This is a genomic window from Streptomyces sp. F001 (assembly GCF_004187715.1).
Taxonomy (GTDB): Bacteria; Actinomycetota; Actinomycetes; order Streptomycetales; family Streptomycetaceae; genus Streptomyces; species Streptomyces flavusporus.
The window spans coordinates 76306-93378 of record NZ_QZWF01000007.1 but is presented as its reverse complement, the minus strand read 5'-3'; the positions used below and the strand labels follow the sequence as shown (position 1 = coordinate 93378).

14 protein-coding genes and 3 pseudogenes are annotated in these 17073 nt (G+C 69.8%); 9 read left to right on the top strand and 8 right to left on the bottom strand.

The genetic code is table 11. The annotated features are described in order from the left end of the window. Nucleotides 1-101: 101 nt before the first annotated feature. A pseudogene (gene glgX, locus StrepF001_RS25045) lies at nucleotides 102-2410 on the bottom strand (glycogen debranching protein GlgX). Between the two features lie 152 nt (nucleotides 2411-2562). On the opposite strand from glgX, the gene StrepF001_RS25040 reads away from it, so the two are divergent. The 4 genes from StrepF001_RS25040 to StrepF001_RS25025 all read left to right on the top strand — a co-directional run bounded on the left by StrepF001_RS25040 (nucleotide 2563) and on the right by StrepF001_RS25025 (nucleotide 7051). Further along, the gene (locus StrepF001_RS25040; RefSeq protein ID WP_129800479.1) at nucleotides 2563-3804 is read left to right on the top strand and encodes an Ig-like domain-containing protein; all 1242 of its coding nucleotides are present in this window, start codon (nucleotides 2563-2565) and stop codon (nucleotides 3802-3804) included. Nucleotides 3805-3991: 187 nt separating this feature from the next. Beyond that, nucleotides 3992-5242, top strand: coding sequence for an Ig-like domain-containing protein (locus StrepF001_RS25035; protein ID WP_129800478.1), 1251 nt, complete (start codon nucleotides 3992-3994; stop codon nucleotides 5240-5242). A 242-nt stretch (nucleotides 5243-5484) separates the two neighbouring features. Continuing rightward, a complete protein-coding gene (locus StrepF001_RS25030; protein ID WP_129800477.1) occupies nucleotides 5485-6252 on the top strand; it encodes an enoyl-CoA hydratase-related protein in 768 nt (255 codons plus the stop codon). Nucleotides 6253-6547: 295 nt separating this feature from the next. Continuing rightward, nucleotides 6548-7051: an ATP-binding protein gene (locus StrepF001_RS25025; protein ID WP_165396360.1), complete on the top strand. Its 504-nt coding sequence runs from the start codon at nucleotides 6548-6550 to the stop codon at nucleotides 7049-7051. A gap of 13 nt (nucleotides 7052-7064) precedes the next feature. Here StrepF001_RS25025 and StrepF001_RS25020 read toward each other — a convergent pair. Beyond that, nucleotides 7065-7702 (bottom strand): annotated as a pseudogene (locus tag StrepF001_RS25020) (GNAT family N-acetyltransferase). A gap of 55 nt (nucleotides 7703-7757) precedes the next feature. On the opposite strand from StrepF001_RS25020, the gene StrepF001_RS25015 reads away from it, so the two are divergent. Together StrepF001_RS25015 and StrepF001_RS25010 are read left to right on the top strand one after the other, a co-directional pair. After that, on the top strand, nucleotides 7758-8672 hold the full coding sequence (locus tag StrepF001_RS25015) for a MerR family transcriptional regulator (protein ID WP_129800475.1): 915 nt from the start codon (nucleotides 7758-7760) through the stop codon (nucleotides 8670-8672). Between the two features lie 51 nt (nucleotides 8673-8723). Continuing rightward, nucleotides 8724-8936: an EF-hand domain-containing protein gene (locus StrepF001_RS25010; protein WP_129800690.1), complete on the top strand. Its 213-nt coding sequence runs from the start codon at nucleotides 8724-8726 to the stop codon at nucleotides 8934-8936. Between the two features lie 58 nt (nucleotides 8937-8994). Here the strand turns inward: StrepF001_RS25010 and StrepF001_RS25005 are convergent. Then, nucleotides 8995-9908: pseudogene (locus StrepF001_RS25005) on the bottom strand (AraC family transcriptional regulator). 102 nt (nucleotides 9909-10010) lie between these two features. Here StrepF001_RS25005 and StrepF001_RS25000 point away from each other — a divergent pair. Further along, nucleotides 10011-11012, top strand: coding sequence for a zinc-dependent alcohol dehydrogenase family protein (locus StrepF001_RS25000; RefSeq protein WP_129800474.1), 1002 nt, complete (start codon nucleotides 10011-10013; stop codon nucleotides 11010-11012). An 81-nt stretch (nucleotides 11013-11093) separates the two neighbouring features. After that, entirely contained in the window at nucleotides 11094-11756 is a 663-nt protein-coding gene (locus StrepF001_RS24995; RefSeq protein WP_129800473.1) for an NAD(P)-binding domain-containing protein, read from the top strand. 1 nt (nucleotide 11757) lies between these two features. On the opposite strand, the gene StrepF001_RS24990 is transcribed toward StrepF001_RS24995, so the two are convergent. Next, nucleotides 11758-12300 carry an MOSC domain-containing protein gene (locus StrepF001_RS24990; RefSeq protein ID WP_129800472.1) on the bottom strand — a complete coding sequence of 181 codons (543 nt, stop codon included), beginning with the start codon at nucleotides 12298-12300 and terminating at the stop codon, nucleotides 11758-11760. 355 nt (nucleotides 12301-12655) lie between these two features. On the opposite strand from StrepF001_RS24990, the gene StrepF001_RS24985 reads away from it, so the two are divergent. After that, nucleotides 12656-13201, top strand: a complete 546-nt coding sequence (locus tag StrepF001_RS24985) for an endonuclease domain-containing protein (protein WP_165396359.1) — start codon at nucleotides 12656-12658, stop codon at nucleotides 13199-13201. 5 nt (nucleotides 13202-13206) lie between these two features. Here StrepF001_RS24985 and StrepF001_RS24980 read toward each other — a convergent pair whose 3' ends face one another. From StrepF001_RS24980 to gcvH, 4 genes are all read right to left on the bottom strand, one after another. Then, on the bottom strand, nucleotides 13207-13764 hold the full coding sequence (locus StrepF001_RS24980) for a glycoside hydrolase family 25 protein (protein WP_129800470.1): 558 nt from the start codon (nucleotides 13762-13764) through the stop codon (nucleotides 13207-13209). Nucleotides 13765-13840: 76 nt separating this feature from the next. Continuing rightward, a complete protein-coding gene (locus tag StrepF001_RS24975; protein WP_129800469.1) occupies nucleotides 13841-15208 on the bottom strand; it encodes an L-serine ammonia-lyase in 1368 nt (455 codons plus the stop codon). Between the two features lie 131 nt (nucleotides 15209-15339). Beyond that, nucleotides 15340-16602 carry a serine hydroxymethyltransferase gene (gene glyA, locus StrepF001_RS24970; protein ID WP_129800468.1) on the bottom strand — a complete coding sequence of 421 codons (1263 nt, stop codon included), beginning with the start codon at nucleotides 16600-16602 and terminating at the stop codon, nucleotides 15340-15342. Nucleotides 16603-16616: 14 nt separating this feature from the next. Next, nucleotides 16617-16994 carry a glycine cleavage system protein GcvH gene (gene gcvH / locus StrepF001_RS24965; protein WP_129800467.1) on the bottom strand — a complete coding sequence of 126 codons (378 nt, stop codon included), beginning with the start codon at nucleotides 16992-16994 and terminating at the stop codon, nucleotides 16617-16619. Nucleotides 16995-17073: the final 79 nt, after the last annotated feature.

Here is a 17073-nt window from a genome sequence, read left to right as displayed (position 1 = left end):
GCCACTGACAACGCCCACCGAGTTTTGGCTCGACCCACCCTCAGCAACAGCGCTCGACCCACCCTCAGCAACAGCGCTCAACCCACCTTCGCACAGCAGTCTCAACCACTTCGCCCAACAGCGCTCAACCATCTTCGCCCAACAGCCTCACCCCACTTCAGCAACAGCACCGCCCGCCCCGGCACCGTGATCGTCGCCCCCGCCCGGTGCACCACGCCCGGTTCCTCGCCCTGCTCCTCCCGCGAGGTGTCGACGACCACCTCGTAGCGCTCCGCCCAGGGCGGCCCCGGCAGTACGAAGCTCACCGGCCGCTCCCCGGCGTGCAGCACGGCCAGGAAGCTGTCGTCGAGGATCGGCGCCCCCTGCTCGTCGCGTCCCGGGATGTCCCGCCCGGACAGATACATGCCGAGCGTGGCCGCGGGCGCGTACCAGTCCCCTTCCGTCATCTCCGCGCCCCGCGGGGTGAACCAGGCCAGGTCCCTGAGCCCGTCCGCGGAGTGCGCACGTCCGGAGAAGAACGCCCGCCGGCGCAGTACGGGATGCCGGTGCCGCAGCTCGATCAGCCGGGAGGTCAGCTCGAACAGGGCCTTCCAGCCGGGGTCCTCCAGCAGTCCCCAGTCCAGCCAGCTGATCTCGTTGTCCTGGCAGTACGCGTTGTTGTTGCCGCGCTGGGTCCGCCCCAGCTCGTCGCCCGCGACCAGCATCGGCACGCCGGTCGACAGCAGCAGTGTGGTCAGCAGGTTCCTCAACTGGCGCCGCCTGAGCGCCCGTATCCGCTCGTCGTCGGTCTCGCCCTCGGCCCCGCAGTTCCACGCCCGGTTGTCGTCCGAGCCGTCCCGGTTGCCCTCGCCGTTCGCCTCGTTGTGCTTGCGCTCGTACGACACGAGGTCCCGGAGGGTGAAACCGTCGTGCGCGGTGATGAAGTTGACCGATGCGTACGGCCGCCGGCCGCCCCATGCGTACAGGTCGCTCGACCCCGACAGCCGGTAGCCCATCTCCCGGACGTCCGGCAGTGCGTGCCGCCAGAAGTCCCGTACGGCGTTGCGGTAGCGATCGTTCCACTCCGTCCACAGCGGGGGGAAGGCGCCCACCTGGTAGCCGCCGGAGCCGACGTCCCAGGGTTCGGCGATCAGCTTCACCCGGCGCAGCACCGGGTCCTGCGCGATGACCGCCAGGAACGGCGACAGCATGTCGACGTCGTGCATGGAGCGGGCCAGCGCGGCCGCCAGGTCGAACCGGAAGCCGTCCACGCCCATCTCGGTCACCCAGTAACGCAGCGAGTCCGTGATCAGGCGCAGCACATGCGGCTGGACGACATGCAGGGTGTTGCCGCAGCCGGTGTAGTCGGCGTAGCGGCGGGCGTCGGACTGCAGGCGGTAGTAGCCGCGGTTGTCGATGCCCTTCAGGGACAGCGTCGGGCCCAGCTCGCCCGCCTCCGCGGTGTGGTTGTAGACGACGTCGAGGATGACCTCGATGCCGGCCGAGTGCAGGGCGCGCACCATGTGCTTGAACTCGCCGACCTGCTGGCCGCGCGTGCCGGAGGCGGCGTACGCGGCGTGCGGGGCGAAATAGCCGATCGAGTTGTACCCCCAGTAGTTCCTCAGGCCGCGGCGCAGCAGGTGGTCCTCGTGGGCGAACTGGTGGACGGGCAGCAGCTCGACCGCCGTGACGCCCAGCTTCGTGAGGTGCTCGATGGCAGCGGGGTGGGCCAGGCCCGCGTAGGTGCCCCGCAGTTCCCCGGGGATGCCGGGGTGCAGTCGGGTGAATCCGCGCACGTGCAGTTCGTAGATCACCGAGTCCGCCCACGGCGTCTTGGGGCGGCGGTCGTCCATCCATTCGTCGTCGGGCGCGTCGTCGTGGACCACCACGCCCTTGGGGACGTACGGCGCCGAGTCCCGTTCGTCGCGCACGGTGTCCGCGACCTGCTGCTGCGGCCAGTCGCGGACGTGCCCGTACACCTCGGGTGACAACCCGAACGCGGCGTAGTCGCCGTCCACCGCGCGCGCGTACGGGTCGAGCAGCAGCTTCGCCGGGTTCCAGCGGCCGCCGGTCCACGGATCCCAGCGGCCGTGCACCCGATAGCCGTACCGCTGCCCCGGCATGACTCCCGGCACGAAGCCGTGCCAGATCTCGTGCGTCAGCTCGGTGAGACGGTGCCGGCGCTCGGTGGTCTCACCGCCCTCCTCGTCGAACAGACACAGCTCGACCGCCTCCGCCCGCCCACAGCGCGAAGTGGTGCCGCCACCCCGTCCGGGCCGACCCGGAAACGGGCTCCCAGAGGCGTCGGCGCACCCGGCCACACGGGCACTTCGGGCGCCCTGCGCTGCACGCCGTTCACGGCGGCGGCCGGGCCCTGCTGTCCGGCGGCGCCTTGCTCCGCCACCGCCTCCTGCTCGGCTGCGCTGGACACCTGTCAGCCTCCCACGGCTCATGGAACGACTGGCGAGAGAGGCAGCGGCGTCCCTCCGCATCCCCCCGTCGCGTCGTCCTCCCCACTGTTCTGCCCAGAGCTTGGCTCGCACTCACGTTTCCCCAGGGCGGGCCCGATCGTTGGGCATGTTTGTGAGGCACGTACATGGGCGCGCGCGGCGCGCGAGGGCCGCACTGGCCGCCGTACTGACATGGGCCGGACTGCTGACGGGAGCCGCCGGCTGCACGTCGGGCGGCCTGAGCGGGCTCGGCACGCTCGGCAAACCCCCGACACCCGAGCACGTCATCAGCATCTCGCCGGACGACGGCAGCAAGGGCGTCCGCCCCGACGAGACGCTGTCCGTACGGGTGCCCGGCGGGCGCCTGGAATCGGTCGACGTCGTCAAGTCCCAGGACGCCCAGGAGACCCCGGTGCCCGGCCGCATCTCCGCGGACGGCCGGCGCTGGACACCCGACGACAAGAAACTCTCGCTGGCCGCCGAGTACACGGTCCATGCGGTCGCCCGGGACTCCGACGGCCGCCGCTCGGCCCGGCACGCCACCTTCACGACGTACGTCCCCGAGGAACGCTTCATCGCGTACGTCACCCCGGAGAACCGCTCCACGGTCGGCACCGGCATGATCGTCTCCCTGGAGTTCAACCGGGAGATCGACCACCGCGCCGCCGTCGAACGCGCCGTCCACGTCAGCGCGAAACCGGCCGTCGAGATCCGCCCCCACTGGTTCGGCAAGGGCCGCCTCGACTTCCGCCCCGAGAAATACTGGCGGCCCGGCACCCAGGTCACCGTCACCCTCCGCCTCAGGGACGTCGAGGGCGCGCCCGGCGTCTACGGCGTGCAGCACAAGACGTTCACCTTCACCGTCGGCCGCAGCCAGTACTCACTCGTCGACGCGGCCGCACACACCATGGAGGTCAGCCGGGACGGCGAACTGCTCGGCACGGTGCCGATCACCGCCGGCGGACCGAAGACGACGACGTACAACGGCAAGATGGTGGTCACCGACATGCACGAGGTGACCCGGATGAACGGTGCCACCGTCGGCTTCCGCAAGCCCGACGGCAAGGGCGAGTACGACATCCCGGACGTCCCGCACGCCATGCGGCTCACCGACTCCGGCACCTTCCTGCACGGCAACTACTGGGCGCCGGAGGACGTCTTCGGCCGGTCCAACGTCAGCCACGGCTGTGTGGGGCTGCGCGACGTGAAGGGCGGCAGCTCGGACACCCCGGCGGGCTGGTTCTTCGACCGCACTCTCGTCGGCGACGTCGTCGAGATCGTCAACAGCAAGGACGACGTGGTCGCTCCCGACAACGGGCTGGGCGGCTGGAACATGGGATGGAATGCGTGGAAAGCGGGCAGTGCTGTGAAGTGACCCTTCGGCACGGCGGCTTGGCGGTCGCACGGGTTGTCGATGTTGGGACGGAACGGTGACACTCGTGCGGCGCCGACCCCCTGGTCATGTGGTTAATATGCGCCGTGCGCGCGGGACGCGCGGGGGAGGCGGGTCCGACGAGGCCCGCACGAGGGCCCGGTCCGGGGCCCGTTGAGGGGAGAACAACGTGAACGTGCGACCGATATCGGGGGCTTCGGTTGACGCGCGCGGGGGGCGCGGACGCAGGCGGCTGCCGGCGTTGATCGCCGGCGCGCTGCTGCTGGCCGTGACGGCGTGCGGCGGCTCGGACTCGGGCGGCTCGGGAGCAGCGTCGGGCGGCAGCAAGGGCAAGGGGACCGCCACCGCCGAGAGCAAGCAGTCCGAGGCGGCCGTCACCATAGCCCCCGAGGACGGCGCCAAGTCCGTCGACACCAGCGGCGCCCTCAAGGTCACCGCGGCCAAGGGCAAGCTGACCGAGGTCGTCGTCAAGGACGCCAAGGGCACCGAGATAGCCGGCGAGATATCCAAGGACGGCGCCACCTGGACGCCGTCCACCCACCTGGCCTCCGCCACCAAGTACCAGGTGCACGCGGTCGCCGAGGACTCCGCCGGCCGGAAGAGCGCCGAGGACTCCGACTTCACCACCCTGACGCCGCAGAACACGTTCATCGGCCACTTCACCCCCGAGGACGGCTCCACGGTCGGCGTCGGAATGCCCTTCTCCCTGAACTTCACCCGGGGCATCACCAGCCCCGAGGACGTCGAGAAGGCGATAAAGATAAAGACCGAGCCGGCCGTCGAGGTCGAGGGCCACTGGTTCGGCAACGACCGCCTCGACTTCCGGCCCGAGAAGTACTGGAAGGCCGGCACCAAGGTCACCGTCGACCTCAATCTGAACGGCGTCGAGGGCCGCCCCGGCGTCTACGGCGAGCAGGCCAAGACCGTCTCCTTCACCATCGGCCGCAACCAGGTCTCCGTCGTCGACGCCAAGAAGCTCACGATGAAGGTCATGCGGGACGGCAAGGTCGTCAAGACCATCCCGGTCACCACCGGCAAGGCGGGCATGGAGACCTGGAACGGCCAGATGGTCATCAGCGAGAAGCACGTGGTGACCCGGATGAACGGCGAGACGGTCGGCTACGGCGGCGAGTACGACATCAAGGACGTCCCGCACGCCCTGCGCCTGACCACCTCCGGCACCTTCCTGCACGGCAACTACTGGGCCGGCGGCGCCTTCGGCAGCTACAACGCCAGCCACGGCTGCATCGGCCTGCGCGATGTGCGCGGCGGCTGGGACAAGGGCGCGCCGGCGGCCTGGTTCTTCAACAACTCGATGCTCGGCGACGTGGTCGTCGTCAAGAACTCCAACGACCGGACCGTGGACCCGGACAACGGGCTCAACGGCTGGAACATGTCGTGGGAGAAGTGGAAGGCGTAAACGACTCGTTGGATTGCGGCCCCGGTGTGAGGTACGGCACCGGGGCCGACGTCGTTGGTCCCCGTGCTGTGCCTGCCTGGGGGCAACCCCCAGACCCCCGGCCGAGTGTGACCGACCGCACCGGACCCAGTAGCCGTTAGTCCCCGTGCTGTGCCTGCCTGGGGGCAACCCCCAGACCCCCGGCCGAGTGTGACCGACCGCACCGGACCCAGTAGCCGTTAGTCCCCGTTAACCTGACCTGCATGACCGTGAATCTCGAAGTCGCCGAAGGCGTCGGCACCCTCCGCCTCGACCGTCCGCCCATGAACGCACTGGACGTCGCGACGCAGGACCGGCTCAAGGAACTCGCCGAAGAGGCCGCGCGCCGCGAGGATGTGCGCGCCGTGGTCGTGTACGGCGGCGAGAAGGTGTTCGCGGCCGGCGCGGACATCAAGGAGATGCAGGCCATGGACCACACCGCGATGGTCCTGCGCGCCCGTGCCCTGCAGGACTCCTTCACCGCCGTCGCCCGTATCCCCAAGCCGGTTGTCGCCGCCGTCACCGGCTACGCGCTCGGCGGCGGCTGCGAACTCGCCCTCTGCGCGGACTACCGCATCGCCGCCGACAACGCCAAGCTGGGCCAGCCGGAGATCCTGCTCGGCCTGATCCCCGGTGCCGGCGGCACCCAGCGACTGGCCCGGCTGGTCGGCCCGTCGAAGGCCAAGGACCTGATCTTCACCGGCCGGATGGTGAAGGCCGACGAGGCGCTGACGCTGGGCCTGGTGGACCGTGTCGTCCCGGCGGCCGAGGTCTACGAGACGGCACACGCGTGGGCGGCGAAGCTGGCGCAGGGTCCGGCGCTCGCGCTGCGCGCGGCGAAGGAGTCGGTCGACACGGGCCTGGAGACCGACATCGAGACCGGACTCGCCGTCGAACGGAACTGGTTCGCCGGGCTGTTCGCGACGGAGGACCGGGAGCGTGGGATGCGCAGCTTCGTGGAGGAGGGGCCGGGCAAGGCGAAGTTCCTCTGAGTTCTCCCGAACTCGCCGGGGAAACGCCCCTGAAGTACTTGCAATTGACGCGATGTCTGATCCGGGTCCCTCGATGGGGCGGTTTATGGAAGCCTTAAGGCAACCTTAAGCCTGCCTTGTCGAGGGAGCCGGTCCTTTGCCGTCAACCGACCCTTCTTCGCAGGTCGGAGGGGTCGGGAGGGGCTCCGAACTGCCAGCGGCATATGCCGAACGGATCGCTCGGAATGAGGTATTCCGGGGGGCGTATTCCTCAGGAACGGCCCCGGAGGCCGTGCCGGGCGGCCATGATGGGGGCATGGCGGGGCTCGAGGGCATCGAACAGCCGCAGGGACGCGGCCGTGCGACTGTGGCGCGCTGGTCGCCCGCGGTCGAGGACGAACGGGCGCTCAAGGCGCTCGAGTTGTTCGGCAACCCGACAAAGGCAGAGGTTCCGCTGCCGTCCCGTCCGGAGTCCGCGGCCACCGCGCGCCGGCTCGCCCAGGTGGTGGTTCTGCGCCACTGGGGCCTGCCACCGAAGGTGACCGAGGACGCCGTCTTACTGGTCTCGGAACTCGTCGGCAACGCCGTACGGCACACCGGCGCCCGGGTCTTCGGCCTCCGTATGCGCCGTCGGCCCGGCTGGATCCGCATCGAGGTCCGCGACCCGTCCCGGGGGCTGCCCTGTCTGATGCCGGTCCAGGAGATGGACGTCAGCGGCCGGGGGCTCGACCTGGTCGACAAGCTGTCCGACCGCTGGGGCGTCGACCTGCTGCCCCGGGGGAAGACGACCTGGTTCGAGATGCGGGTGGTGGACCGCTGAGGGCGCAGCCGCGTCAAGGGGTGAGGAACAGCGCCTCCGACCCCACCGGACGGTAACCGGCCGCCTGGAACGCCCGCAGGCTACGGGCGTTGCCCGCCGACACCTGGGCCCACACGGGCTCGCCCCCGGACAGCTGCCGGGCCGCCACCGCCAGTCGGCGCCCCAGCCCCCGATGGCGTACCGCCTCCGCCACCTCCACCGCGGCCTCCAGCCGCCCGGCGATCCCCGCCCCAGGACGAGCACACCGCCGTCCGCCGCCCACACCCGCACGCCGTCACGCCGCCTGCGGGAACTGACGACCCGGGGATGCCCGGGGTCGGCGATCTCCGTCAGGGCGAGGGACGGTCCGCCCGGGAGCGGTGAACCCACGGTCATCACGTCGATGGTGTCCGTCCCACGCCCCGTACGCTCCATGAAGGCCGCATGGAACCGCGCGTTCATGGTCGCGGCGAGCGGGTCGCTGTTGACGGCGGCCAGCGTGGCCCGTACCCAGTCCGGGTCCTCGTCCGTGAAGACGACGGAGTGCGCCGTGAAGGCGAGGACACCGGCGTCCCGGGGAGAGGACTGGGGCACGATCGTCGTGCCGCCGTCCGCGGGCGGGAAGACGCCCCGCGCCGCCGCGTCCAGAATGTCCCGCAGAGTCTTTGCCACGAACGCGCCCCCGCTCCTTGAGTCTCCACCCACTGGAAGGCCCAGACTCGCAGACGTGATCGACAACGACACCGCACTTTTCACCATCGGTGAGCTGGCCCGGGCGACCGGGCTGACGGTCCGCACCATCCGCTACTGGTCCGACGAGGGCGCCCTGCCCCCGGTGACCCGTTCCGCGGGCGGCTACCGGCTGTACGACGCCGGGTCCGCCGCCCGCCTCGAACTGATCCGCACCCTGCGTGAGCTGGGCCTTAGCCTGGACGACGTCCGCAAGGTGCTGGCCGGCGAGCAGACGGTGGCGGAGGTCGCCGCCGCGCACGTGACGGCGCTGGACGCGCAGATCCGCTCCCTGAAGGTGACCCGTGCGGTGCTGTCGACCGTGGCGCGACGCGGCTCGACCGCAGAGGAGATGACCCTGATGAACAAGCTGGCACGACTGTCGACCGCCGAGCGGACGCGGATCGTCGAGGACTTCATGGCGGAGATCTTCGACGGCCTCGACACGGCCGACCCCGACATCCGCACCCGGCTGCGGTTCGCGGCGGCGCAGCTGCCCGACGATCCGGCCCCCGAGCAGGTCGACGCATGGGTGGAGCTCGCCGAGCTGATCCAGGACCCGGACTTCCGGGTACTGATGCGCAGGATGGTCGAGTTCAACGCCGCCGACCGGGGACCGGACGTCCCGGCGGGCACGTCCCTGTGGTTCATGAGCCGCCTCGTGCAGCTCGCGGGGGAGGCGCTGCGCAAGGGCATCGCCCCGGACGCCCCGGAGGCCGACGACATCCTGCGCGGCCTGCTCGGCAACGCCGACCGGGCCGCCGTACTCGAACGCCTGACGGCGGCGTCGAACACGCGGGTCGCCCGGTACCGCGAGCTCTCGGCCGTCGTGAACGGCCTCGAACGCCAGCCTGCGCACGAGGAGGAGTTCTCCTGGGTGGTCGCCGCATTGCACGCTCACCCGGACCGTTAATCTGACCTTCGTCAGCACAATGGACACAGCATGAGACGAGGGGCGGAACCGGTGGCGGACATCGAGGAAGCGCGCAAGCAGTTCGAGCGGATCGACTCGGACGGTGACGGTGTGATCACCGCTGCCGAGTTCAGGACCGCTCTGACGCAGGAGGGCGACTGGAACGTCACCCAGGGGATCGCCGAGGCCGTCATCGCCAGCCGTGACCTCGACGGCGACAGGCGCATGTCGTTCGATGAGTTCTGGACGTACCTGAACAAGTGACACGGCCACGGCCACAGGGGCGCCCCTTCGCGACACGACGCGAGGGGGCGCCCTCGTCCTAGGACGCCATCCGCCGGTACTGCCCCGGCGCCACCCCGAACTCCCGCTTGAAGGCCTTGGCGAAGGCGAACTCCGATGTGTAGCCGGTGCGTTGGGCTATCCGGCGCAGCGGGGTGTCGTCTGCGCGCAGCAGCCGGCTCGCCGTGGTCATGCGCCACCACGTCAGATACGCGAGCGGCGGCTCACCGACCAGCGCGGTGAAGCGACGGGCGAAGGCCGCCCGGGAGAGACCGCCCCTGGCGCCGAGCTCCTCGACGGTCCAGGGGTGGGCCGGATCGCCGTGGATGGCCCTGAGCGCCGACGCCACCGCCGGGTCGGCGAGCGCGGCCGACCAGCCTGTCGGCCGGGTGGAGCCGTCCCGCTGCCACCAGGCACGCAGGATGTACAGCAGCAGCGTGTCCAGGAGCGAGGTGACGATGGCGTCCGAACCCGGCTGCCGCTCCTCCAGCTCCATGCCCAGCAGCTCCACGGCCGCCCACAACGAGCGGTGCGCGCCGACCCGGGCGGGCAGATGCACCACCTCCGGCAGCTCGGTCAGCAGTCGGTGGGCGCGGCTGCGGTCCAGCTGGTAGGCGCCGCACAACAGGACCGTGTCCGGCGTCGACTCCCTTGGCGGGAGCGGCGATTCGGGCCACCGCCCGTCCGGTCCGGGCCGTACCTCCTCCATCGGTACGTCGGGCGCGCTGGCCAGCGCGTGCCCCCGCCCGTGCGCCAGGAACACCACGTCCCCGGCCCCACCGCCACCGGCTCGCCCTCCGCAGGGATCAGCCATGCCGACCCACGCAGCACCACATGGAACCCGGCCCCTTCCGAGGCCTCGAAGCGCATCCCCCAGGGCGCGTACTTGTCCTGGCGCGAGGAGTGCGGCCGCCCGGTGCGCATCGCACCCACGGCGTCGCTGAGTACGTCCATGTCCGTACCGTAGCCCCGCAGTCGGCCGGGAAGACGTACGGACAGGAAAACGAGACCGGTGGACATGGAGCGTCTCGCACCCGGCCGCCTAGCGTTTCTGGCATGCCAACCACCGCACGCACCGTGCTTTTTCATGAAATCGGCGGACCCGAGGTCCTCGCCATCGAGGACGTCGCCGTCCCGGACCTCGCCCCCGGCCAAGTCACCGTACGAGTGGAGGCGTTGGGCCTCAACCGGGCCGAAGCCCTCTTCCGGTCCGGCACTTACTACTACCAGCCCGCCCTCCCCGCCTCCCGCCTCGGCTACGAGGCCTCCGGCGTGGTCGAGGCCATCGGCGAGGGAGTCACCGAACTCGCCATCGGGGACCCGGTGATGACCGGCCCCGGGATCGAGATGAGCGCCCAGGGCGTGTACGCGGAGCGGGTGGTGCTGCCCGAGACCGCGGTCGTCCGGCGGCCCGCTTCCGTGGACGCGGTGACGGGGGCCGCGGCCTGGCTGACGTACACGACGGCGTACGGCGCCCTGCTGGAGACCGCGGGCCTCAAGCCCGGTGACCATGTGCTCATCACCGGCGCGTCCAGCGGGGTCGGCACCGCGGCGATCCAGGTGGCCCGCCGCATCGGCGCGATCCCGCTCGTCACGACCCGTACCGAGGAGAAGCGGCGGCAGCTGCTCGACCTGGGCGCGGCGGAGGTGATCGTCACCGGGGAGTCGGCGCCGGAGGCCGTGGCGAAGGAGGTCAGGCGGCTCACCGGCGGCAACGGCGCCGAGGTGATCTTCGACGCCATCGGCGGCCCCGGCTTCCGCCCGCTGGCCGAGGGACTCGCGCAGGGTGGCTCCGTGGTCGTCTACGGCTGGCTCGACCCGCGCCCCGCCGAGATCCCCTGGACCTGGCCCTTCACGATCCACACGTACGCCAACTTGACCCTCACCACCACGCCCGGCGGCCGCCGCCGATCCACCGCCTTCCTCAACGCCGGCCTGGCCGACGGCGGCTTCCGCCCGGTCGTCGGCGAGGTCTTCGACGGCCTCGACCGCATCCAGGACGCCCATCGGCTGATGGAGTCGAACCGGCACACGGGCAAAATCGTCGTAAGGGTCTGAGACCTTCCGGAATACTCCGCGGTCGTCCCGAGTTGATGTTGCCCAGGCGTATGCACATACATCTACTCTGGGAGTCCTGTCATGAAGATCGGCATCATCGGCGCGGGAAACATCGGTGGCAACCTCACCCGGCGGCTCACCGCCCTCGGCCACGACGTCTCCGTCGCGAATTCCCGCGGCCCGCACACCCTCACCGCACTCGCTGAAGAGACGGGCGCGACCCCCGTCCCGGTCGAGGAGGCGGCCCGCGGCGCGGAGATCGTCGTCGTCACGATCCCCCTGAAGGCGGTCCCCAAGCTGCCGTCGGGCCTGTTCGACGAGGCGGCGGACGGGGTCGCGGTCATCGACACCGGCAACTACTACCCGCAGCAGCGGGACGGAAGGATCGCGGAGATCGAGGACGAGGGCCTGACCGAGAGCCGCTGGACGGAACGGCAGATCGGCCACCCCGTGATCAAGGCCTTCAACGGCACCTACGCCCAGGACATCCTGGACCGCCCCCTCCCGGCCGGCGCCCCCGACCGCATGGCGCTCCCCGTCGCCGGCGACGACGAGGTGGCGAAGGGCAAGGTCCGGTCCCTCATCGACGAACTCGGCTTCGACACGGTCGACGCGGGCGGCATCGACGACTCCTGGCGCCAGCAGCCCGACACCCCGGTGTACGGACTGCGGGCCGGGGCCCAGGCCGTCACCAAGGCACTGGCGGAGGCCAGCCCGGAGCGTCCGGCGGGGTTCCGCGCGTAGGTCAGACGATCTCGAGGGGCCGGTGCGGCCCGTCCGGCAGCTCGACCGCGACCGGGTCCCCGGGCCGCACCGTGCCACCGCTGACGACCACACTCATGATCCCGGCCTTGAGCCGGACGACCCCGTCCGCATCCCTCCCGACGACCTGCTTCAACAGCCCGTCCTGGAAGTTGTCGATCTGAAGACACGGGTTCCGCAGCCCGGTGACCTCGACGACGGCCTCGGCCCCGAGCCGCAACAGCGCCCCGACCGGCAACCCGAGCAGATCGATCCCCCGAGTGGTCACATTCTCCCCGAGCTCCCCGGCCACGACCTCGAACCCGACCTCCTGAACCTCCTCGAACAGCTCCTCGGGAATGAGGTGCACCTGCCGCAGATTCGGTGACGAGGGGTTCCTCGCCACCCGAGACCGATGCCTCACGGTCACACCGGCATGCACGTCCCCCTTCACCCCCAGCCCTTCGAGCAGCGTGATGCTCTCCCGGTTCGGCTTGCTGAAGGAGTATGTCCCGTTACTGCTGACCGCAGCGATCGTCCCACCCATGTCCCGAATCCCCCTCCGTACGACGACTGCTTCGCCGCAGGTCAAAGCCTGTACGGGCCGAGCGACGCCCCAGGGGAATCGCTTCTGTGTGCATCAGCGTGACCTGTGTGCGATTCCTTCGTTGATCGGATGGTGTGTCAACAAGGCTCTTCTGTGGGGGGATTGAGTGAGGGTGTGCAAAGCGGGTGGGGACGGATGGGCCTGCGACAGGTCATCCGACAGGTACCCGCTGACGAAGGGGCTGTGCAGAACGCACTACATGCAGCATCGAAGAGGGAGAGGGCTGGCGCCCATCAACCTCGACCGTGCAACAGCTGAGGGCCGCACATGTTCCTTCGGGGGGTGTACGAGGGCAGTGTCCTCCAGGGGGTTCTGCACGGGGCATTATCAGCAGCAGAGCAAGGGGCAACCGCTCACGCCGCTGCGCAAAAAGCGGGGCCAAGGCGCCGTGCAGGACATGGTCAGGCGCGGAATCATCGAGTGCCGCAGATGTGGCGAGCACAAGCCTGTATCGGAGTACTCGAAGCTCAACGCATCGGGCGTTGCACGGCCGTACTGCAAGCCGTGCAACGCCGAACACGTCCGCCTCAACAACTACAAGGTGACCAAGGAATTCATTGACCTGCTCTTACGGTTCCAGCGCGGCAATTGCGCCGTGTGCGGGGATGCCCACACAGGTGGAAGGGCCATGGCTGTCGATCACGACCATGCATGCTGCCCTGGGCAGGGCAGTTGCGGCAATTGCGTGCGGGGACTCGTCTGCGACACTTGCAATCGCTTCGGTCTGGGCTGGTACGAAGGTCTACGGCCCGAGCTTCGTACTTTCGACCTGCTCAACAAGTACCTTGCTGACCCACCGGTGAAGCGGCTCAGGGCGGAACTGGCTTTGTTGGACGAATAGATCCGTCAGGCGCCCTCGGCCCACTCGCGCAGAGCGGCCTTGCTCGCGAAGTCCGCGACGTTCTTGTCCACCGGGTCGGACGTGTACTGGTGAAAGCGCCACTTGGCCTGGATGCGGGGTTTGCCAGCGGTGACGTAGTCGGCGATCCACAGGCCGTCACCGGCGTACGAGGTTTCGTCCACGGTCAGCCAAAAATGCCGGTTACAGTACAAGATCACCCGATGGTTCGGCCGAAGCTCCTTCACCTTCCGGATGAAGCGGTCCTTCTCCGCGTTGCTCGCGTGGGTGCCGTCGCCGGTCGTCTCCCAGTCGACGGCGAGGATGTCGCTCCCCTTCTCGGGGGCGCGGCTCACGAAGTATTCCGCCTGGGCAGTGAGGTTGCCCGGCCAGAGGAAGTGGTAGAAGCCGACGAGGAGCCCGGCGTCACGGCCGCGCTTGGTCTGGGCGGACAGCTTGGGGTTGACGTACGAACGGCCCTCCGTCGCCTTGATGAAGACGAAGGAGAGCCCGTCGGTGTCGTAGGCGGAGGGCTGGTACGAGCTGACGTCGATGCCGCGCAGCATGGGCGCTCCTGGAGTGCCTGTGGGGGGACGGGAGTTGATGAGTTGGTGATTCCCCTTCGCGGCGCGGGTGACGCGCTCAGCACTCGATGATGTTCACCGCCAGCCCGCCCCGGGCCGTCTCCTTGTACTTGACCGACATGTCCGCGCCGGTCTCCTTCATCGTCTTGATGACCTTGTCCAACGACACCTTGTGCGAGCCGTCCCCGCGCATCGCCATGCGTGCCGCCGTGACGGCCTTGACCGCGGCCATGCCGTTGCGTTCGATGCAGGGGATCTGGACCAGGCCGCCGACGGGGTCGCAGGTGAGGCCGAGGTTGTGTTCCATGCCGATCTCGGCGGCGTTCTCGACCTGTTCGGGGCTGCCGCCGAGCACCTCGGCGAGCGCGCCCGCCGCCATGGAGCAGGCGGAGCCGACCTCGCCCTGGCAGCCGACCTCGGCGCCGGAGATGGAGGCGTTCTCCTTGAAGAGCATGCCGATGGCGCCGGCGGCGAGCAGGAAGCGGACCACGCCGTCCTCATCCGCGCCCGGCACGAAGTTGATGTAGTAGTGCAGGACCGCCGGGATGATGCCCGCGGCACCGTTCGTCGGGGCGGTCACGACCCGGCCGCCCGCCGCGTTCTCCTCGTTCACGGCCATCGCGTAGAGCGTGATCCACTCCATGGCCAGCGCCTTCGGGTCGCCCTCGGAGCGCAGCTTGCGGGCCGTGTTCGCCGCCCGCCGCCGGACCTTCAGCCCGCCCGGCAGGATGCCCTCGCGGGACATGCCGCGCGACACGCACGCCTGCATCACCCGCCAGATCTCCAGCAGGCCCTCGCGGATCTCCTCCTCGGACCGCCAGGCGCGCTCGTTCTCCAGCATCAGGGAGGAGATGGACAGGCCCGTCTCCTTGGTCAGGCGCAGCAGTTCGTCGCCCGTGCGGAAGGGGTACTTCAGGACGGTGTCGTCGAGTTTGATGCGGTCCGCGCCCACCGCGTCCTCGTCGACGACGAATCCGCCGCCCACCGAGTAGTACGTCTTGGAGAGGAGTTCGGCGCCGGCGGCGTCGTAGGCCCACAGGGTCATGCCGTTGGCGTGGTAGGGGAGGGTTTTACGGCGGTGCAGGACCAGGTCGTCGTCGTAGGCGAAGGCGATCTCGTGCTCTCCGAGGAGGCGGATCCGGCCCGCGGACCTGATGTCCTCCACCCGCTGGTCGGCGGTCTCGACGTCGACGGTCCGCGGCGAGGCGCCCTCCAGGCCGAGGAGTACCGCCTTGGGCGTGCCGTGCCCGTGTCCGGTCGCGCCGAGGGAGCCGTACAGCTCGGCGCGTATCGAGACGACCGAGCTCAGCAGGTCCTCGCCCCGCAGCCGGCGGGCGAACATGCGGGCCGCGCGCATGGGGCCCACGGTGTGGGAGCTGGACGGGCCGATGCCGATCGAGAACAGGTCGAAGACCGAGATGGCCACGGTGACTCCTCAGTACAGGGGTGGAACCAGGGTGTGCCAGGCCCCGCGATTCCGGCATGATCCGCCGGACACGCTCTAGGGGCAGGGCACCGCGCTCACCTCCCAGTGTGCGCGGTGCCCCGGGAGGCGGGTTACTTCGTCAGGCCGGGGTACAGCGGGTGCTTCTCCGCGAGGGCGGCGACCCGGGCCTTCAGCGACGCCGCGTCGTAGGACGGCTTCAGCGCCTCGGCGATGACGTCCGCGACCTCGGCGAAGTCGTCGGTCGTGAAGCCGCGGGTGGCCAGCGCGGGCGTACCGATGCGCAGGCCGGACGTCACCATCGGCGGGCGCGGGTCGTTCGGGACGGCGTTGCGGTTGACCGTGATGCCGACTTCGTGGAGCCGGTCCTCGGCCTGCTGCCCGTCGAGCTCGGAGTTGCGCAGGTCGACGAGGACGAGGTGGACGTCCGTACCGCCGGAGAGCACATCCACGCCCGCCGCCTTCACGTCGTCCTTCACCAGGCGCTCGGCCAGGATGCGGGCGCCCTCCAGCGTCCGCGTCTGCCGCTCCTTGAACTCCGACGAGGCGGCGACCTTGAACGCCACCGCCTTTGCCGCGATCACATGCTCCAGGGGGCCGCCCTGCTGCCCCGGGAACACCGCCGAGTTGATCTTCTTGGCGAGGTCCTGAACGGACAGGATCACACCGCCGCGCGGGCCGCCCAGCGTCTTGTGGGTCGTGGTCGTGACCACGTGCGCGTGCGGCACCGGGTTCGGGTGCAGTCCGGCCGCGACCAGCCCGGCGAAGTGCGCCATGTCGACCATGAGGTACGCGCCGACCTCGTCCGCGATCCGGCGGAACGCGGCGAAGTCCAGCCGGCGTGGGTAGGCCGACCAGCCGGCGACGATCAGCTTCGGCTTGTGCTCCTTGGCGAGGCGCTCGACCTCGGCCATGTCGACCACGCCGGAGTCGTCGACGTGGTAGGGCACGACGTTGTACAGCTTGCCGGAGAAGTTGATCTTCATGCCGTGGGTCAGATGCCCGCCGTGCGCGAGGTTCAGACCCATGATCGTGTCGCCGGGCTTGAGCAGCGCGAACATCGCGGCCGCGTTGGCCTGCGCACCCGAGTGCGGCTGCACATTGGCGTGCTCGGCGCCGAACAGCTCCTTGATGCGGTCGATCGCGATCTGCTCGACCACGTCGACGTGCTCGCAGCCGCCGTAGTAGCGGCGGCCCGGGTAGCCCTCGGCGTACTTGTTGGTCAGGACCGAGCCCTGCGCCTCCATGACCGCGACCGGCGCGAAGTTCTCGGAGGCGATCATCTCGAGGGTGGACTGCTGACGGTGCAGCTCGGCGTCGACGGCGGCGGCCACCGCCGGGTCGAGCTCGTGCAGCGAGGTGTTCAGTACGGACATACGGCTACGACTCCTCAGCCGGCGGTGTGGGCGGCGTACTCGTCGGCGGAGAGCAGGTCGGCCGGCTCCTCGGCGACGCGCACCTTGAACAGCCAGCCGCCCTCGAAGGGGGCGGAGTTCACCAGGGACGGGTCGTTCACCACGTCCTCGTTGATCTCGGTGACCTCGCCGGAGACCGGGGAGTACAGGTCGCTGACCGACTTGGTCGACTCCAGCTCGCCGCAGGTCTCGCCCGCGGCCACCGTGGAGCCCACCTCGGGGAGCTGGGCGTAGACGACATCGCCGAGCGCGTTGGCCGCGAACTCCGTGATGCCGACCGTCGCGACGCCGTCCTCGACGGCCGACAGCCACTCGTGCTCCTTGCTGTAGCGCAGCTGCTGGGGGTTGCTCATGGCCTGAATTCTCCTGTACGCGGGGGAGTGCTGGTGAATGGGGGACTACTGGAATTGCGGGTGAGCAGGGGAAATGTGC

What these genes read in the sequence shown, in the direction of transcription:
- StrepF001_RS25030 (WP_129800477.1), top strand. Translation starts at nt 5,485, where the DNA reads ATGACCGTGAATCTCGAAGTCGCCGAAGGCGTCGGCACCCTCCGCCTC.
- StrepF001_RS25025 (WP_165396360.1), top strand. Translation starts at nt 6,548, where the DNA reads ATGGCGGGGCTCGAGGGCATCGAACAGCCGCAGGGACGCGGCCGTGCG.
- StrepF001_RS25000 (WP_129800474.1), top strand. Translation starts at nt 10,011, where the DNA reads ATGCCAACCACCGCACGCACCGTGCTTTTTCATGAAATCGGCGGACCC.
- StrepF001_RS24995 (WP_129800473.1), top strand. Translation starts at nt 11,094, where the DNA reads ATGAAGATCGGCATCATCGGCGCGGGAAACATCGGTGGCAACCTCACC.
- StrepF001_RS24990 (WP_129800472.1), bottom strand. Translation starts at nt 12,300, where the DNA reads ATGGGTGGGACGATCGCTGCGGTCAGCAGTAACGGGACATACTCCTTC.
- StrepF001_RS24980 (WP_129800470.1), bottom strand. Translation starts at nt 13,764, where the DNA reads ATGCTGCGCGGCATCGACGTCAGCTCGTACCAGCCCTCCGCCTACGAC.
- glyA (WP_129800468.1), bottom strand. Translation starts at nt 16,602, where the DNA reads ATGTCCGTACTGAACACCTCGCTGCACGAGCTCGACCCGGCGGTGGCC.
- gcvH (WP_129800467.1), bottom strand. Translation starts at nt 16,994, where the DNA reads ATGAGCAACCCCCAGCAGCTGCGCTACAGCAAGGAGCACGAGTGGCTG.